This is a genomic window from Micromonospora tarapacensis (assembly GCF_019697375.1).
GTDB classification, from domain to species: domain Bacteria; phylum Actinomycetota; class Actinomycetes; order Mycobacteriales; family Micromonosporaceae; genus Micromonospora; species Micromonospora tarapacensis.
This window is the reverse complement of the sequence record NZ_JAHCDI010000004.1, coordinates 4,113,903-4,131,480: the sequence shown is the minus strand read 5'-3', so window position 1 is coordinate 4,131,480 and position 17,578 is coordinate 4,113,903. Positions and strand designations below refer to the sequence as shown.

13 protein-coding genes and 1 pseudogene are annotated in these 17,578 nt (G+C 68.8%); 5 read left to right on the top strand and 9 right to left on the bottom strand.

The window, feature by feature from the left end; all coding sequences use genetic code 11:
- Positions 1 to 180 precede the first annotated feature (180 nt).
- The 4 genes from KIF24_RS24700 to KIF24_RS24685 form a co-directional block, all read right to left on the bottom strand.
- Positions 181 to 576, bottom strand: coding sequence for a hypothetical protein (locus KIF24_RS24700; protein ID WP_221086077.1), 396 nt, complete (start codon positions 574 to 576; stop codon positions 181 to 183).
- 89 nt (positions 577 to 665) lie between these two features.
- The gene (locus tag KIF24_RS24695; protein ID WP_221086076.1) at positions 666 to 875 is read right to left on the bottom strand and encodes a DUF2795 domain-containing protein; all 210 of its coding nucleotides are present in this window, start codon (positions 873 to 875) and stop codon (positions 666 to 668) included.
- 87 nt (positions 876 to 962) lie between these two features.
- On the bottom strand, positions 963 to 2,249 hold the full coding sequence (locus tag KIF24_RS24690) for an MFS transporter (protein WP_221086075.1): 1,287 nt from the start codon (positions 2,247 to 2,249) through the stop codon (positions 963 to 965).
- 228 nt (positions 2,250 to 2,477) lie between these two features.
- Positions 2,478 to 4,727, bottom strand: coding sequence for a HelD family protein (locus KIF24_RS24685; protein ID WP_221086074.1), 2,250 nt, complete (start codon positions 4,725 to 4,727; stop codon positions 2,478 to 2,480).
- A 285-nt stretch (positions 4,728 to 5,012) separates the two neighbouring features.
- On the opposite strand from KIF24_RS24685, the gene KIF24_RS24680 reads away from it, so the two are divergent.
- Positions 5,013 to 5,759, top strand: a complete 747-nt coding sequence (locus tag KIF24_RS24680) for an aromatic acid exporter family protein (RefSeq protein WP_221086073.1) — start codon at positions 5,013 to 5,015, stop codon at positions 5,757 to 5,759.
- Here KIF24_RS24680 and KIF24_RS24675 read toward each other — a convergent pair.
- Positions 5,687 to 7,003, bottom strand: a complete 1,317-nt coding sequence (locus tag KIF24_RS24675) for an MFS transporter (protein ID WP_221086072.1) — start codon at positions 7,001 to 7,003, stop codon at positions 5,687 to 5,689. The two genes, KIF24_RS24680 and KIF24_RS24675, sit on opposite strands and share 73 nt — an antisense overlap.
- Positions 7,004 to 7,759: 756 nt before the next feature.
- Here KIF24_RS24675 and KIF24_RS24670 point away from each other — a divergent pair.
- From KIF24_RS24670 to KIF24_RS24655, 4 genes and pseudogenes are all read left to right on the top strand, one after another.
- On the top strand, positions 7,760 to 9,442 hold the full coding sequence (locus tag KIF24_RS24670; RefSeq protein ID WP_221086071.1) for a ribonuclease J: 1,683 nt from the start codon (positions 7,760 to 7,762) through the stop codon (positions 9,440 to 9,442).
- 117 nt (positions 9,443 to 9,559) lie between these two features.
- Complete coding sequence (locus KIF24_RS24665; protein WP_221086070.1) at positions 9,560 to 10,396, top strand: undecaprenyl-diphosphate phosphatase; 837 nt, start codon at positions 9,560 to 9,562, stop codon at positions 10,394 to 10,396.
- Positions 10,397 to 10,841: 445 nt separating this feature from the next.
- Positions 10,842 to 12,185: pseudogene (locus tag KIF24_RS24660) on the top strand (UDP-glucose dehydrogenase family protein); the annotation flags it as partial.
- A gap of 71 nt (positions 12,186 to 12,256) precedes the next feature.
- Positions 12,257 to 13,213 (top strand): ADP-ribosylglycohydrolase family protein, encoded by a 957-nt coding sequence (locus tag KIF24_RS24655; protein ID WP_221086069.1) that lies wholly within the window; start codon positions 12,257 to 12,259, stop codon positions 13,211 to 13,213.
- Between the two features lie 442 nt (positions 13,214 to 13,655).
- On the opposite strand, the gene KIF24_RS24650 is transcribed toward KIF24_RS24655, so the two are convergent.
- From KIF24_RS24650 to KIF24_RS24635, 4 genes are all read right to left on the bottom strand, one after another.
- Positions 13,656 to 13,928, bottom strand: a complete 273-nt coding sequence (locus tag KIF24_RS24650; RefSeq protein WP_221086068.1) for a hypothetical protein — start codon at positions 13,926 to 13,928, stop codon at positions 13,656 to 13,658.
- Positions 13,929 to 14,430: 502 nt separating this feature from the next.
- Complete coding sequence (locus tag KIF24_RS24645) at positions 14,431 to 14,850, bottom strand: VOC family protein (protein WP_221086067.1); 420 nt, start codon at positions 14,848 to 14,850, stop codon at positions 14,431 to 14,433.
- A gap of 242 nt (positions 14,851 to 15,092) precedes the next feature.
- Complete coding sequence (locus tag KIF24_RS33410) at positions 15,093 to 15,974, bottom strand: transposase (RefSeq protein WP_230415872.1); 882 nt, start codon at positions 15,972 to 15,974, stop codon at positions 15,093 to 15,095.
- A complete protein-coding gene (locus tag KIF24_RS24635; protein ID WP_221086065.1) occupies positions 15,905 to 17,506 on the bottom strand; it encodes a peptide chain release factor 3 in 1,602 nt (533 codons plus the stop codon). The genes KIF24_RS33410 and KIF24_RS24635 overlap by 70 nt, the downstream gene beginning before the upstream one ends.
- Positions 17,507 to 17,578 lie beyond the last annotated feature (72 nt).

Here is a 17,578-nt window from a genome sequence, read left to right as displayed (position 1 = left end):
GAACCTACCGTCGGGTGAGGGTAGAGTTCAGCGTTTCGTGATGATCATCACCGGAGGTGTCCGCCGGGAATGCCGTGTGTAGTCGCCCTTGGGGTGTGTCGGCACGTAGATGCCCGGATCGCGCCGCGGTGGCGAGCCCGATTTCTGCGGCGCGAGATCTGGTCATGCGGCCAGTACGGCTCAGCCCAGTCCGTCGCCGTCGCCGTTGACGTGCGCGTACCGCCGAGCGGGTCGGCGTGAGGTGCCCGCGACACTGTCGTTCTCCGCCACGACCGCAGTCCGGGGGTCCGGGCCCGCGGCCTGAGGGCCGGCCACCACCATGTCCCGGTCGATCATGCCGGCCGACCGGGGCAGCCGGCGGGCCAGCATGATCGCCGAGGTGGTGTGCGGTCCAGGTGGCGGGGTGTCGTCGTGCGCGCGTACCGCGGCGGAGATCTGGGCGCTGGTCGGTGCGGTTCGCTCGCCGAGGCGCGCGGAGTTGGCCTCCGTGGCGGCGGCGAGCAGGGCGGCGCGACCGCGGGTGCCGGCCAGAGAGCCCGTCGGATCGCCGAGGCTCGTCGGCGGTGGGACCTGCATGGATCAACCTGTTCTTCTGGGTGGGCCGGTAGCCACGCCCGTGGGCCGGCGGCGTGGTGACAACCGGCGGGGTGATCGCCGGCGCCGTCTCAGGTGCCGACCGGCACGTCGGCCAACTCCTCCCAGAGGTCGCGTACCCGGCGGAAGTCGCGGTCTGGCAGGCGGTGCAGCAGGGTGATGACGTCAGGTCGGGCGTGGCTGGCCGCAGCGGCGGCGAGTAGCGTGTCGCGGCTGGCGGGACCGCTGTCGAAGGCGGTCCCGACATGGTCGAGAAGTTCGACGCGGGTCACGGGTTGCACCGGTTCCTCCTGGGCTTCTGCGTGCCGCGCCGACCGCGACACCGTCTCTACCCTAACGTAAGAGTATTCGTGCGTCGGGGGGTCCAGTCAGGGGATCGGGTCAGGTGACCAACGGCGACCCGACCGCCGTTCGGAGCTCTGCGGAGGGGCCAGGAGCGCGGTGACGCCGACGGCCAGGGGAAGGGCCGCGCCGACCAGCAGGGCCTGGGTGTAGGTGCCGGTGATGTCGTGACCGACGGCGAACAGGACGGGGCCGAAGGCGGTCGAACCGACGTTGACCGCGGTGATCGTTCCGCGGATCGCGCCCAGGTGTCCGAGCCCGAACAGCCGTGGAGTCAGGGCCGACTCGGCGGTGCGGATGGCGCTGGAGGCCGCGCCGATCGCCGCCCCGAACCCGAGTGCCGACCAGCCCGGCCTGGCCTGGGTGGCCCAGACGAGCGCGACGGCCAGGCCGGCCATGGCGGCGGGCAGCACCACCCGAGGGCTGGCACGGTCGATCACCGCGCCGATCAGCAGCGTCGCCGCGATCCCCGCGACGGTCTGCGGCAGGAAGTTCGCCGCCGCGGCGGCAGCGCTGAGTCCTCGTTCGGTGAGCAGGCTGATCTGGTGGAACGCCACCGCCGTGGTGAGCAGTCCGGAGGTGGCGACGCTGCCGGCCAGCACCCAGAAGTACGGCGTGCGCAGCGCCTGGCGGTGGCTGAGGTCGGCCCGGACGTAGCTGTCGGAGCGACCTTGGCTGCCGCCGTCGACCTGCTGGCCGACGTCCGCTGGGCGGTTGCGGATGCCGAAGAGCGCGATCGGGATGACGACCGCCCACACGAGCAGTCCTTCCACGAGCCAGGCGGTCCGCCAGCCGTGGTGGGCGATGAGCCGCTCCAGCAGCAGCGGAGCAAGGGAGATCCCGGCCGCGCCGACCGCGGAGACGATGCCCAGCGCGAAACCTCGCCGGCGCCGGAACCAGTGTGCGGTGACGGTGGTCGCGGCCAGGCTGAGGGCGCCCTGTCCGGCCATCCGGATGCCGACGAACCCGGCGGTGAGACCGACGATCTCTGACACTGTCGCCAGCGCCACCAGCACGGCGCCGAAGACCGCGCCGATGACCAGCATGCAGCGGCGCACTCCGTGGCGGTCTATCAAGCGCCCGATTGCCGGTAGGGCCGCCGCGCCGGTCAGGGTGCCGATGAGGTAGGCGGTGGAGATCGCCGAGCGGCTGATTCCCAGGTCGGCGATGAGCGGGTCGACGAACGCCGACACCGCCAGGGTCTGGCCGGGGGCGGTCATCGCCAGCGCGACGGCGGCGTAGCCGACGATCCGCCTGCCGTGAAAATCGCCGGTGGGCGTCGGCGCGGCCGTCGAGGGCAGGGCGGTGGTCACGGGCCTCACAGTTTTCAACGCGCGGCCCGCGACAGGCGGCCAGCCCGACGTCGGCCATCCGCGTTCCGGTAGAAATCAGGCCGCCCGCCGCTACTGCGGCGGGGGTTCGGTTACCGGCACTGGACCGGGTTGCCCCTCAACGACAGCAGGTGCATCCCTTCATCCTGGAGCGAAGCTCTCCCGACACCCTGCGGCAATGCGCAGATACCCGGGCACCCGAAAGTCGGGTCAGCCCACGCGGGCGCCCGTCGCCTGATCACGGATCTCCGCGGTCTCGGCGTCGATGGCGCCGGAACCGCTCCGGTGCCCGTCGGCGAAGTCCAGGAAGCGTGAGACGGGCCCCACGTGGGTCAGGTGAAGCTCGTGCATGGCCCTGGTGCAGGCGATGTAGAGCATGGACCGGTCCATCTCGTTGGTGTAGTTCGTGTCGTTGACGTGGGGGACGATGACGGTGTCGAATTCCAGTCCCTTGGAGATGTGCGCCGAGGTGATGACGATGCCGGCGGCGAATTCCGTGCTGTCGTAGTCGAGGAACGTCAGCTCGACGCCGGCCTCCGACAGGGCGCGGTGGAGGGTCTCCGCCTGAGCGGTGGTCTTGCAGATGACGCCGAGGGACCGGTGTTCGCTGTTCCTGTGCTGTTCGATGAGCGCCAGTATCTGTGCCTGCTGGTCCTCCTGGTCCGCGCAGGCGACGACCTGCGGCGGCCGTCCGTGGCGCTCGATCGGGATGATCTTGTCGTTCCTGGAGATCTGCTGGGCGAAGTCTGTGATCTCGGTCGTGGAGCGATAGCTTTTCCGCAGCTCCAGGCAGTCGGCCTCGGGGAAGATGCGCTGGATCGTCGACGGTGACGAGGAGCTGAACGGGTTGACTGACTGGTTGGAGTCTCCCAGGATCGTCATCTTGCAGGAGAACAACTCGCGCACCACGGCGTACTGGACGGGGGTGTAGTCCTGCATCTCGTCGATCAGAAGGTGGCGGATTCGGCCGTAGTTCTCCTGGCGAGCCGTTCTGATCATGGTGTAGATCAACGGGAAGACGTCCGCGTACTCGATCTTGTTCCGGCCCAGTGGCGTGAACAGGCCGCGGCGGGAAGGGTCGGAGTAGAACGCCTTGTACATGGCCAGTGCGTTTCTGTAGGGGAACATGGCCCGGACCTGCCCCCGGACACCGTTGGTGTCGGCGGCGGTCCATTTGGCGCCGCTGTCCAGAGCCTGTTGCTTGAGTAGGTGCACAGCCGTGTTGGCCACCAGGTCAAGCCGGGTGAAGATCGGAAGCGTTGGTGACTCTTCGAAGGTCGCCGCGACCCACTCGGCGGAGAGCCGTTTTCTCTTCTGTTCGATCTCGCGGGGTGCGAATTCCTCGTCGGCGCGCGAGGTGATCCACGCGTCGAGGCAGGTGACGAACTCTGGCGTCGCCTTGTAGCGCATGCGCTCCGTCGCCGCCTCGTCGACGTGGTCGAGCAGGCTGGCCACCTGCTCGCTGAACTTCTCGTAGTCGGTGACCTTGGCGAGGAACTTGTCAGCGACCGTGTTGAAGTCGATCTCCGCGATCTGCTCTTCGCCCAACTCGGGAAGCACGTTGGCGATGTAGTCGCCGAAGACCTTGTTCGGGGAGAGGATCATGACGTTGTCGGACGAGAGGGTGTCCTTGAAGCGGTAGAGCAGGAACGCCACCCGGTGCAGCGCGATCGACGTCTTCCCCGATCCCGCCACACCTTGCAGGATCAGCACCTGTGCCGTCTCGTTGCGAATCACCGCGTTCTGTTCCCGCTGGATGGTCGCCACGATGTTCTTCATTTTGTCGTCGGCGGATTGGCTGAGCTCCCGCTGCAGGACGTCGTCGCCGATGTTCAGCGCGCTTTCGAACATGTATTCAAGGCGCCCATTCCGGATCTTGTACTGACGCTTTCCTGTTATCTCCCCGTGTGCGGTTTCCTGGGGGGCCTCGAAGAACGCTTCCCCGGACTCGAAATCGTAGTAGAGGCTGGACACGGGCGCGCGCCAGTCGTGTATCAGGACATCCTGCGTCTTCGGGTCGGAGAGGTTGTGTACGCCGATGTAGTGGGCCTTCGCCGCTGTCTTACCGTTCGCCTGGAAGTCGACGCGTCCGAAATAGGGAGACATCAGCAGCCGCTGGATGCGCTTCTTCGCCACCACCGCATATTCGGCCAGGGTGACTGACGTGTTCACCTCGACGCGGACGTTGACCTTTTCGGCGGCATCCATGTCACGCCAGTGCGTCCACATGTGTGTCTTGTGCGCCTGGATGGCGCTGGCGGAGCTGTTGATGGCGGTGGTGAGACGCTCCAGCTCCGTCGTCAGCAGATGCACCGTCTCGGCCAGATGCTGACGCTCTTGCTCTTCATCTCGGGTCTGCACGTCTGTCAAGGCCATCTCCGGTCCGAACTTGTGTGTAAGGCTCTGCCTCAGGGTGGTGGGGGCGGATAGCGACGGATAGCGACGGATGGCGACGGTCACGCGACTGGCCACCAGGCGATGCCCACCGGCTCGGTGTCGACCCGTCATGCGGACGGCGATGATGCGGCGCCGGACGCCCCCACAACTCTACCTTAACGTGCGAGTACGAGTGCCGATCGTGGCGCTGAGTGGCGCTGAGACCCACAGGTGAGCCATACCGGCAAACCTATCCTCACGTGAGGGATAAGGTGAAGGCTGGTGGTCGCACGCACGCCGGCGAACTCCGGCGATCGGCCATCTCCGTGACCCGCGAGTGCCTAGCGTGTGAGCCGTGGCGAGGCCGCGGTGAGGGAGTCCGGGCGTGACGGCGGCGTGCGGCTGCGGACCCGCGCGGCGAGGGTCGTGCGGCAGCGGTGGCGGCGGCTGCGTGCCCTGTCAGCCGTGGTGGCGCAGACCGCGGTGGCCGCCGCCGTGTCCTGGGTGCTGGCCAGCCGCGTCTTCGGCAATCCGGAGCCGGTGTCGCGGTCGCCCTCGCGATGGCGACGGCCGTGGCCGCCGGCGGCCACGGCCGCCGTGGTCGGTCAATCGGCGGCCTCGGCGGTGCTGATCGCCACCCTCACCCCGCCCAGCGAAGGTATCTACGTCTCCCGGGTTGTCGACGCCCTGATCGGCGGTGCGGTCGCCCTGGTGGTGATGGCGGTGCTGCTGCCGGTCAACCCGCTGACCGTGGTGTCGCGGGTCGCCAAACCCGCCCTCGGCGTGCTGATCGACGGCCTGCGGGGCGCCGCTCGCGGCCTGCGCGAGCGGGATGACAACTTCGCCCACGACGCGCTGCGCCAGTACCTCGATGCCGCCGAGTACATCGAGCGTTCGATCCGTAACGCCCGGGTACTCGCCCGCCGGACGGTGACACTGCTGCGCGACGGCGAACCCGCCCCGCCGCAACTCGGCGAGGCGGTGGCCGCCCTGGCCGAGGCAGCCAAGGTCATCCGCCGTGACCTTGGCCGCGGACACGTGATTCAGGGGATCGTCGTGGACGGACCGGTGGCGCTGCTGTCCGGAACCGGAGGCGTGGCGAGGTGCTGGCCGTGAATCCGGGGTGGTTTGACCAGGAGGCCGAAGGCGATGGTGGCGGTGGGAATGGTGATGACGAGGAGGGCGGCGGTGCCGTAGCTGCCGGTGGTGTCGCGGAGCAGGGACAGCAGTAGGGGGCCGATGGCGCTGCCGGCGACGGTGAGGGAGTGGACGAAGCCGCGGATGCCGCCGATGTGGGCGAGGCCGAAGTAGCGGGGAAAGGAGGCTGCTTCGAGGGCGTGCATGCTGTTCATCGAGGCGCCGATGGCGAAGCCGTAGGCGAGGCCGGCCAGTCCCGGGGTGACGAGCCGGGCGCCGATCAGGGCGAGGATAAGCAGCGTCATGGATGAGGCGATCATGACCCGTGGTGGGAGTCGGTCGACGAGGCTGCCGGCCAGTGGGGTGACCAGGAGTCCGGCGATGGTCTGGGGCAGGAAGTTGGCGGCGGCCTGGGTGGGGGTGAAGCCGCGTTCGCCGAGGAGGGCGATCTGGTGGAAGTTGAGTGCGGTGGCGAGCATGGCGGTGCTGCATACGCCGGCGGCCACGGCCCAGAACAGCGGCGTGCGGGTGGCCTGGCGGAGGGTGAGCCCGGGTGGCGGGGTGCTGTCGGTGTCGTGCCGGCGTGCCGCGTGGGGTTCCGTGGCCTTGCGGTGGCGGGGGAGCAGCAGCGCGACCGGGATGACGATTGCCCAGACGGCGAGGGCTTCCAGCATCCAGACGTGTCGCCAGCCGTGGGCGGCGATGAGGTGCTGTACCAGGAGCGGTGCCAGGGATATGCCGGTGGCGCCGGCCGCGGAGACGATGCCGAGGGCGAGACCGCGGCGGTGGGTGACGTAGAGGGCGACGGTGGTGGTCGCGGCGAGACTCAGGGCGCCCTGGCCGAACATGCGCAGCCCGGTGAACGCGGCGGTCAGCCCGAGGATGTCCGTCACGGTGGAGGCACCCAGTAGAGCGGCGCCGAAGACGACGCCGAGGACGAGGATGAGCCGGCGGGTCCCGTAGCGGTCGAGAAGTCGGCCCCACCAGGGCATGCTGACCGCGCCGGCGAGGGTGCCGATCAGGTACGCGGTGGAGGTCAGGGAGGCGCCGAGGTGCAGGTCGTGGCTGACCGGTTCGACGAAGGCGGAGATGGTGGCGGTCTGGCCGGGCCCGGTCATGACCAGCGCCAGGGCGGCCAGCGGCACGACCCTGCCGGCGGAGACGCCACCCATCGCCGGGTGCGACGCGACCTGCTGTCCGGTCCCGGTCCTGCTGCTGGTCACGTACGTCCTCTCCGCCGCCGCGGGCGGGAGCGGCCGCGCAGCCTGTCGGTCGTCGGTCGCGGGGTGTGCCCTCGCCGCGCTGTCGTCGGCGCGCGGAGCTTTCGGTGGGTCGGTTCGAAGGTCGACGGCTGTGCTTCCGGCTGTTCATCCAAGCCGAGACCGCGGCCAACAATGCGGTGACCTGGATTGACAGTGGTGGGACTCACGTCCACACCGCCGGTGGAGGGCCGAGCTCCGGGGAGGGTGGAAGTCGTCGCCGACCGGCATCGCCACGCGTACCCAGAGGTGCGAGTTGCGGCCTGGTTTCGCGGTTGTCGCTCGCGGCCGTGCGCGCAGACGCGGCAGGCCGGGCGGAACGTGACCCGCGACGCCGGGCAGGAAGTCCGGCGGCGCGGGGTGGCTCAGGCGGCGGGACATGGATCGGCACGGTTGTCCGGCGCGGCGCTGGAGTGATCGGGTCTCCCGTTGTCTTGCTCACCCCTGGCTGACCGGAGGGTTCCGTCGCTTTGCCGGCCGGGTTGCCCGGCGGGACAGCAGCTCCTGGTCCTCGTTCGAGCCAACACTACCTCAACATTTACGGGAGGGTAGAGTTGCCGTTGTTGGGGTGAGGCAGGAGTTCGCTTCGTCGCTGACACCGCGGGGCGGCGGCGGGAGGGCTGTCTCTGCCTGGCCGGTTCGATCGGCGCGTCCTTCCAGGAGGCGTGGCGCCTGAGCGGTGTGCCTGGTTCGGAGCGACGTCAGGGGAGGTTTGACTTGGTGGTTTCCGCTGTGTCGCAGTTGCCGCTGCCACCGGATCTTCCGGCCGGCGCGTTGCGGGTCGTGGCGTTGGGTGGGCTGGGTGAGATCGGCCGGAACATGACGGTCTTCGAGTACGACGGCCGGTTGCTCATCATTGACTGTGGCGTCCTCTTTCCGGAGGACCAGCACCACGGCGTCGATCTCATCCTTCCCGACTTCAGTTGGTTGGCGGGCCGGCTCGATGCCGTCGACGCGATAGTGCTGACGCACGGCCACGAGGATCACATCGGCGCGGTCCCGTACCTGCTGCGGCAACGGCCTGGTATCCCGGTCGTCGGGTCGCGGTTGACGCTCGCGCTGGTCGCGGCGAAGCTGCGCGAGCACCGTCTCGTGGCGGTGACCCGGCAGGTCCGTGAAGGCGACCGGGTCGTACTGGGCTCCTTCGACTGCGAGTTCTTCGCGGTCAACCACTCGATACCGGACGGCTTGGCGGTCGGGGTACGTACCGGTGCCGGTTTGGTGTTGCACACGGGCGATTTCAAGATGGACCAGCTGCCGTTGGATCGGCGCATCACCGACCTGCGGGGGTTTGCTCGGGTCGGCGAGGAGGGCGTCGACCTGCTGTTGATCGACTCGACCAACGCGGAGAACCCCGGTTTCACACTGTCCGAGCGGGAACTCACTCCGGCCATCGACCGGGTTTTCGCCAGTGCGGGGCGCCGGATCGTGGTGGCCAGCTTCGCCAGCCACATCCACCGGATTCAGCAGATCATCGACGCGGCCGCCCGGCACAACCGGGTGGTGGCTCTGGTCGGCCGGTCGATGGTGCGCAACATGGAGATCGCTCGCCGGCTGGGGTATCTCACCGTGCCCGACGGGATGCTGATCGAGGCCGGGCAGGCCAAGGCGCTGGCGGCCGAGCAGGTGGTGCTGATCTGCACCGGGTCGCAGGGTGAGCCGATGTCCGCGCTGTCCCGGATGGCCAATCGTGACCACGCGATCTCCATCGGCGAGGGCGACACCGTCCTGCTGGCGAGCTCGCTGATTCCCGGCAACGAAAACGCGGTCAACCGGGTCATCAACGGCCTGACCCGGCTGGGTGCGCAGGTGGTCCACCGGGGTAACGCTCTCGTGCACGTGTCCGGGCACGCCAGCGCCGGGGAGCTGCTGTACTGCTACAACGTCCTCCAGCCGCGGCATGTGATGCCGGTGCATGGCGAGGCGCGTCATCTCAACGCGAACGCGCGGTTGGCGCAGGCCGTCGGAGTGGCGCCGGAGCGGGTGCTGGTGGCCGAGGACGGGGTGGTGGTGGATCTCTACGATGGACGGGCCGCCATCACGGGGAGGGTTCCGTGCGGTTACGTCTATGTCGACGGTAGCCAGATCGGTGAGATGGAGTCGTCGCTCAAGGACCGGCGGATCCTGGCCGAGGAGGGGTTCATTTCGGTGGTCGCGGTGGTGGAGGCCGGCACCGGCAAGCCGGTCGGGCAGCCGGAGGTGCACGCGCGGGGGTCGATCGCCGGGGTGGGCCCGTTCGATGACGTCAGCGGGTTGATTGAGGAGGCGCTGATCCAGGCGGCCAGTGACGGCGTTACGGACCTGCACGAGTTGGAGCAGAAGATCCGTCGTACCGTCGGCCGGTGGGTGGATCGGACACATCGCCGGCGTCCGATGATCGTGCCCGTGGTGGTCACGGTGTAGCTGCGTCGCTCGCCGTCGTCCGCGGACGGCCTCGCGCTTGCGGGAGTTCCGGCGCGGTGGGATTTCGCGGTAGCGGTATGCCAGTGCGGGACCTGTGGGTACGGCAAGGTGAGGGTCTTGGAGATCTGGGAAGCGGTGCTCTTGGGCGCCATCGAGGGTTTCACCGAATTTCTGCCGGTGTCCAGCACCGGGCATCTGACGATCGTGGAGAAGGCGCTGGGATACTCGACCAGCGACCCGGACATCACGGCCTTCACCGCGATCATCCAGGTGGGTGCGGTGCTGGCGACGGTGGTGTTCCTGCGGCGGGACCTGTGGCGGGTCGGCACGGCCTGGATCAGGGGCCTGGTGTCGCGTCGCTGTCGCGATGCCCCGGACTACCGGTTCGGCTGGGCGGTGGTCCTCGGCTCCGTCCCGATCGGGATCGTCGGCCTGCTGTTCAAGGATCAGATCGAGACAGCCCTGCGCAGCCTGTGGTACGTCGGCGGCGCACTGGTGATCTGGAGTGCCGTGATGTGGTTCGCCGACCGGGCGGCCACCCAGTCTCGTGGACAGTCGGCGGTGACATGGCGCGACACGGTGTTGATCGGGACGGCCCAGTGCCTGGCGTTGATACCCGGCGTCTCACGATCGGGTGCGACGATGTCCGCCGGGCTGCTGCGGGACCTGGACCGGGTGACGGTCACCCGGCTGTCGTTCTTCCTGTCGATCCCGGCGCTGTCGGCCGCCGCGCTGCTGCAGGTCGTTGACAAACATGACCAGATTTCGCAGGGCGTCGGGTGGACGGCGACGATCGTCGCCACGTTGGTCAGTTTCGCGGTGGCCTACGTGGCGGTGGCGTGGCTGCTGCGCTTCGTCGCGCGGCACAGCTTCTCGCTCTTCATCGCCTACCGGCTGGTACTCGGCGGGACGATACTGGCACTGCTCGCGACGGGAACCATGACCGCCACGTGAGGCACCAGGAAGACTGCTGTAGATCGGCCCCTGCGGCGCCCATGGAGCGGAACTTCCCCGACGGCAGATTGAGAAGGCGAGCCTGGGATAGAAGCGGGAACGGGTGAGGTGACTTCATCTCCACTCTAACGTAAGGTTAGAGTCTGGGGGGTTCTTGCGCTGCCGGCCCTGTCCGATTCCTTCGGGTTGCCCATTCAACGTCGTATGTCACGGCCCGGTGCGGTGACACAGGTGGATGAGACGGGCCGCCACTCCTCGCTCGCCGGCCGCGAGTGGCCCAGGCTGCCCCATACGGGGGCTCGGGACCCGCCGGGTCTCGGCGGTTGCCGGTGCTGGCCGGTGCCATTCGTGAAGGGCGGAAACTGTGAGTGCTTTCTCATCCGCTGGCCAGCGGTCCGGTCATGTCGCCGCGGTGGTGACGCCACCGAGGACGGTGCGGCCACGGCTGACGTTCGTGGGCACCGGATACCTGGGCGCGACGTACGCGATCTGCTTCGCAGAGCTGGGCTACGAGGTGTTCGGCGTCGACATCGACGTGGAGAGGATCGCGCTGCTGTCGGCGGGGGACCTGTCGTTCCACGAGCCAGGGCTGGCGGAGCTCTTGCGCCGGAACCTGGCTGCGGGCCGGCTGCGGTTCGGCACGGAAATGGCCGAGGCCGCCGGGTTCGGTGATGTGCACTTCATCTGCGTCGGAACACCGCAGCGGCCTGGCGGGATGGGGACGGATTTGTCGCACGTCGAGGCGGCGGTGATCGGGCTGGCCAAGCACCTGTCCGGCAAGGCGCTGATCGTGGGTAAGTCGACGGTGCCGGTGGGCACGGCGGAGTGGGTAGAGCAGCTGGTGGGCCGGTACGCCGACCCGGAGCTGGGCATCGAGGTGGCGTGGAGCCCGGAGTTTTTGCAGGAAGGCTTCGCGGTTGAGGACGTGCTACGGCCGGACCGCGTTGTGGTCGGCGTGCGCAGCGAGTGGGCCAGCGCGATGCTGCACGCGGCTCACAAGGGGGTGTTCGACCTCGCGGCCGCCGAGAAACGTGAAGTGCCGATGGTGGTGACCGACTTCGCCACCGCCGAACTCGTGAAGGCCGCCGCGAATGCCTTCCTGGCCACGAAGATCTCGTTCATCAACGCCATGGCAGAGGTGTGTGAGACCACCGGGGGTGACGTTGCCCTGCTGGCGCGCGCGATCGGCTACGATCCACGGATCGGCGACCAGTTCCTGCAGGCCGGGATCGGGTTCGGCGGCCGATGCCTGCCCAGGGACATCCGGGCATTCCAGGCACGCGCACAGGAGCTGGGAGCCGGGGAAGCGCTCCGCTTCCTGCACGAGGTCGATCTGATCAACCTACGCCGCCGTACCCGGGTGCTCCAGCTCGCCGCGAACCTACTTGACCGCCGGGTGGGCCCCGCCGGACCGGACCTGTCCGGCACGCGTATCGCGGTGCTCGGCGCCACCTTCAAGCCCAACTCTGACGACGTACGCGACGCCCCGTCCCTGGCGGTCGCCGCCATGCTGCACAAAGCGGGCGCGGACGTGCACGTCTACGACCCGAAGGGCATCGACAACGCCCACCGCGCCCAGCCACAGCTGGCGTACGACACGTCGCTGACCAGCGTGGTGGCCCGGGCGGATCTCGTCTGCGTGTTGACCGAGTGGGCCGAGTTCCGCGACGCCGATCCCCGCGCGCTCGGCGAACTCGTCGCCCGCCGCCGAGTCATCGACGGACAGAACTGCCTGGATGCCGAATTGTGGATCAGCGCCGGCTGGACCTACCGGGGCATGGGTAGGCCATCCGACCTGACGCGAACGCCCGGTCGCCCCGCGTCCGGGTCCACGCCGAGACCCTTCCCGGACAGTGGGCAGTGAACACGTCCAGCGATCGGTCTCCAGCTCGTGACTGGGAGCACCGGGTACGCGGCACCCTGCTCGCGGCCGCTTACGCCGACGCCGTCACCCTTGAGCTGGCCACCCGCCCGGGGGCCGACGAAGGTACCATCGACCGCCTCACCGCGCCGGTACCAGATCGGGACCTGCAGTTCGGCCACGTGACCGGACAGATGCTGCTGCTGGCCTGCCGACTGGTTCGCGAATCGGCTCCTGATCCACCCGCCGACGGCGCGGCAGTTGTCCCTGCCGCGTGGGATGCAGGTACGTACCCGAGCGAACCCGCGCTGTGGATCTGCCCGGTCGGGCTGTTGCCCGGCCTACCCCTGGACGCCGTCGCGGCCCGTGCCCGTGCGGTCGCCGCCGGCATCGGCGTTCCGGAGTTGAGCCAGGAGATCGCGGCCCTCCAAGCCGTTGCCGTCGCCGCGGTGGCCGGTCGTCCCCGTGGGCAGGTCCTCGACGCCGCGGACCTCATCGCGACGGTCAGCGCCCACGCCAGGAGCCCGCTCCTGCACGACGCGCTGCAACTCGTCGTCGCGCTGACCGGCAGTCGCTCCACCCGCGCGGAGGTCCTTGGACAGCTGTCGACGGGTCATCCGTCGGTAGTCGCGTACGTGGGGGCGCTGCACGCGTTCCTGACACATCCAGACGACCCGGGCTCCCTCTTACGCGAGGCCCTGACGTGGTCTCGGGCCGGCCGCGGCGCCGCAGTCATGGCCGCCGCTCTGGCGGGCGCTCGCCTGGGTGACGATCAGGTCGGGTACGGCTGGGGAACCCGGCTCCGAGCGTCGCTGCGGGTGTGGAGCGTCGGCGGTCAACTGGCCGAGCTCGTCCACCCTGCTGCACCGCTCGCCGCCTCCCGTGCGACCGTCGTCGTCCGGCAAGCTGACGGCGACATGACCGAGGCGAGCATCTGGGGGAGGCGGAGGCTGTGACGGGAGTCTGACGGCTGGCCGCAGCGGCAACCAGTTCCTCCGCGAACGTTCGCCGGCGTCGCCGCCTACAGGTCGGCGGGCACGCGCGTGAGGGTTGCCCCCGTGGAGCCGGGGGTAGGACGGTCCCAGCCCCACGAGGTGCCCCACGTCGGTCGTCACCGATCGACGCCGTCGTACCATACCCTAACGTTGGAGTAGATTTCCATCGGCTGCCTCGGCCTCGCCGTCCGCAGGGGACGGCGAGGCGGCGCCCGGCACGGGAGCAACGGTTCGGCGCGGGCGCCGAAATGCTCGTGCGTTCTCCCGTGGATCGAATCGGGATGTAGCACCTGCCCCCCGGTGGGTCGGCCGGGCAGCGCTTGCGACCCGCAACGCCGGGCCGGGAATCCGGGGCCTCGGGCGCCTTTGGCCGAGGCGTGGCCTCGGCGTGGTCGAGTGAGCCCTATCCGCTGCCCGAAACCGCTTCTGGTGGTGTCGCTGATGCGTGGCCGCTCGGGGCGCCCGCCTTCTCTGCCTGCCCCGGGAGCACCTTCTCGACCCGGTGGATGTCGTCCCAGCGCAGTACCGATGTCGTCCGCCACGGGTCCTCGGGGCTGGTGTCGCCGTCGCTGGGTGTGCGTTTCTCGAAGGTGATGGTGCGGCGGTCGAGGCGGCAGCGGTCGGCGGTGATGGCGAGCAGGGTGCCGTCGGTGAGCCAGACCAGGTAGCCGTTCATGCGTCTCCCTCTGTGGTCCGGGGTGGACGGGCCGCGACCGGCTGGGGTGCAAGTCGGGCCCGTAGGGGGTGGCCGATCGATGGCCTCGCTCGGTTGTCCTGCACGCCGGTGGCACCTCATGTCAGTCGACCCATCCACTATAACAACACTCACGGAAGGGTAGAGTTCCTGCGAGTGAACGCAGGTGGCGAGAGCGGGAAGGAATCAAGGTGCCGACCCATCGTGTCTCGCGGAGGGCCGGCCAAGACGAGGTCGTGCAGACCCGGGTCTGTTTCGGGCTCAATAACCGGCCTAGCGGGCGCTGTTCCACATCCAAAGATGTGGAACAGCGCCCGCCTCGCCCCGGCAACTGTTCAAGACGGCCAAATGTGAGTTGGTTGAAGCCGCTGCAGAGGAGCCAGCCCCACCCCGGCATCTCGTGCTGGCGGGGTCGACCTTGGCTGTTTACAAGAACGCGGCTTGCACGAGACGCCGCATTAGCCCAACGGCTCGTGTACGGCTACTAGCTCAGTTGCTGTGGGCGAGATCGCTGTGGCACGTCGTTATAGCGAGCGGTCAGCACTTCAAGCATGTGCCCGTCCGGGCCGAGAAAATACAGTCGTCGGCCGGTTCCGTCACGATTGACCTCGCCGACCTCGGAAGGCCGTTTACCGGGCGGGTCGGCAGTGTAAGGCGTACCTTCGCTGTCGAAGCGCGACTTGATTCGGTTGAAGAGCCCGTCGGATACTAGGAAGGCGTAGTGCTGGGGCTGCACCTCGACCGGCGGGGCCGCGAAGTTGATGACAACCAAATCATCGAGTTGTACCGACTGGAAGAAGCCGTTCTCCCAGGGCTCGCGCAGATCGAGCAGGTCCACGAAGTATCGGGCGGCGGCGTCGCGATCAGACACCGGGATGATCATGTGGTGCAGTGACGCGGGCATAACTCTTCCTTGACGTTGTGTCACCTCCATCACCACAACGTCGTTGCGGCCAGACGCGATGACACATCGCGATGATGGTAACCGGATACGCCCGGCACCTCAAGCATGCCGCCGGTGACCAACCGTGCTGCCCGCCGACGCGAGTCGCAGTAACAGCCCTCGCTGAACGCAGAGCCCATACGTCAGCGCGGCGTGTGCTTCTCTGGATACCGTCGGAGGGAGCAGGAACAACGACGATTGGGTTATTGCGGCAAGAAGGGCACTGAGAGGCGCAGCGGCCGGTAGCAGCCGGCATCCAACTGGGCGAGTTCGGCGTCGATGTCGACGGAGTGGGTGCCGTAGAAGTGCACGTTCTGGTGGTGGGTCGGCCAGATGTGGGCCAGTAGTCCATCATCGACGTCGCGGTCGTCACGGCGCAGCGCTCCCACGGCCAGGCCGTGGTACTCCGTCGACCAGCAGACGATGGCGTTGGTGGCCAGGGTCAGGCACCACATCTGCTCGGACTGCTGCTCGTGATGCCGGCGCCGCAGGGCGCCTTCGCTGGTGTAGGCGAGGGTGCGGCGCAGGGCCGCAGGTTCTCGCCCTTGTTGAGCTGACGGGCGATGCGGCGCTGGTACGTTTTCGTCGGCGAGGTATCGGGTGGCGTACAACGTGTGGCGCGATGCCCCGTACTCCTTGATCGCGCTGGTCAGCGCGTTCTGCTGCCGTTTGCTCGAGCATAGCTTCCCGACCACCAAGGCAGCGGTGACGTGCCCGCCCTTTACCGACGCGGTAATACGTAGCAAGTCGTCCCAGGTGACGCACTCGTCCGGGGCGGCGATCCGGACGAGGCGGCCTGATGGCGGCCTGGACGGTGGGATCGGCCGCGCTGGGCGAAGTCCACAGCCGCGCTGCGGCGCCGGCCGGGGTGACTCTGCGGCTTGATCACGTCGAGCGTGCCCGTGCTCAGCTCGGTGTTCAGCCGCCGCGTCAGCAGCGGCCCGCCAGCGAATTGCGCCGTATCCAGGACCGCCGGCCGGGTCCGCTGCCCTGACGTTCCGGTCGTGGCTGCGGGTCAGGAGTCGGCGAGCAGCGGTTCGAGGGTGACGTCCGGATGTTGGTTGGCGATCGCGCGCATCCGCCATGGGTTGGGGAACAGGGCGAGGAGGGCTCCGTCGCGGGCCCGGGTGAGCACCTCGACGCCGGCGGCGGTTCGTAGCCGTTCCTCGCCGTCGCGGTCGGTGCGCCGGGCGATTTCGTACGGGAGTGGCTCAAGGGCGGTGGGGACGGCGAACTCGGTCTGCAGGCGTTGGGTGGCGACCTCGAACTGCATCGGCCCGACGGCTGCGAGGACGGGCGACTGGTCGCCGCGCCGGTCGGAGCGCAGTACCTGGACGACGCCTTCGGCGTCGAGTTGCTCCACCCCGCGGCGGAAGCGTTTGAACTTCGAGGCGTCCCTCGCGCGGAGTACGGCGAAGTGCTCCGGTGCGAACGCCGGTAGCGGCGGAAACCGGACCGCTTGTTCCTCGTAGAGGGTGTCACCGATGCCGAGTGCGGTCGCGTTGACCAGGCCGATGACGTCGCCGGGGTAGGCGTCGTCGATGGTTTCCCGGCTCTGGCCGAACATCTGCTGGGCGTACTTGGTGGCGAACGGGCGGCCGGTGGTGGCGTGGGTGAGGGTCATGCCGCGGGTGAAGTGGCCGGAGCAGACCCGGACGAAGGCGATCTGGTCCCGGTGCGCCGGGTCCATGTTCGCCTGGATCTTGAAGACGAAACCGGAGAACGGTGCGGCGATCTCGCGCTGCCCACCGTCGGTGTCGGGGCGGGCCTGCGGGGCGGGGGCCTGATCGACCAGGATGTCGAGCAGTTGCCGTACGCCGATGTTGGCGACCGCGGCGCCGAACATCACCGGTGTGGTGGTCGCGGCGAGGAACTGCTGCTGGTCGTGGTCGGCGCCGGTGAGGGCGAGCAGTTCGAGTTCCTCCACGGCCCGGCGCCAGTCCTCACCGTAGCGGGCGGCGGCCTGAGTAGCGGTCAGGTGTTCCTCGGTGGCGGTGGTCGCGCCGCCGGGAGCGCGGCGGAACGCGGTCGTGCCGTCGGTGCGGCGGTCGACGAGGGCGTGGAATTCGCCGGCGATGCCGACCGGCCAGGTGACCGGGGTGGCGCGTAGCCCGGTGCCCTTCTCGATCTCGTCGAGCAGGGCGAGGGGTTCCCGGCCGGGGCGGTCCCACTTGTTGATGAACGTGATCACGGGGATGCGGCGTTGGCGGCAGACCTGGAACAGCTTGAGGGTCTGCGGCTCCAGGCCCTTGGCGGCGTCGAGGAGCATGACGGCGCAGTCGACGGCGGTGAGGACGCGGTAGGTGTCCTCGGAGAAGTCGGCGTGTCCGGGGGTGTCGAGCAGGTTGACGACGACGTCGCGGTAGGCGAACTGCAGGGCGGCGGAGGTGATGGAGATGCCGCGCTGGCGTTCCATCGCCATCCAGTCCGACACCACACCCCGCCGGCCGGCCTTGCCGTGTACGGCGCCCGCCTCACCGATGGCCCGGGCGTGCAGCGCGAGCGCCTCGGTGATGGTCGACTTGCCGGCGTCGGGGTGCGAGATCACGGCGAACGTCCGCCGCCGTGCGGCCTGTCGGAGCACCTCCGACGCCGCAGGGGACACGGCACTGGACACGGACGACTCCTCAGCTCGCTGTCCGGCCACGACGCTCGTGGCACAACGACACAACCCTAACGTGAGAGATGA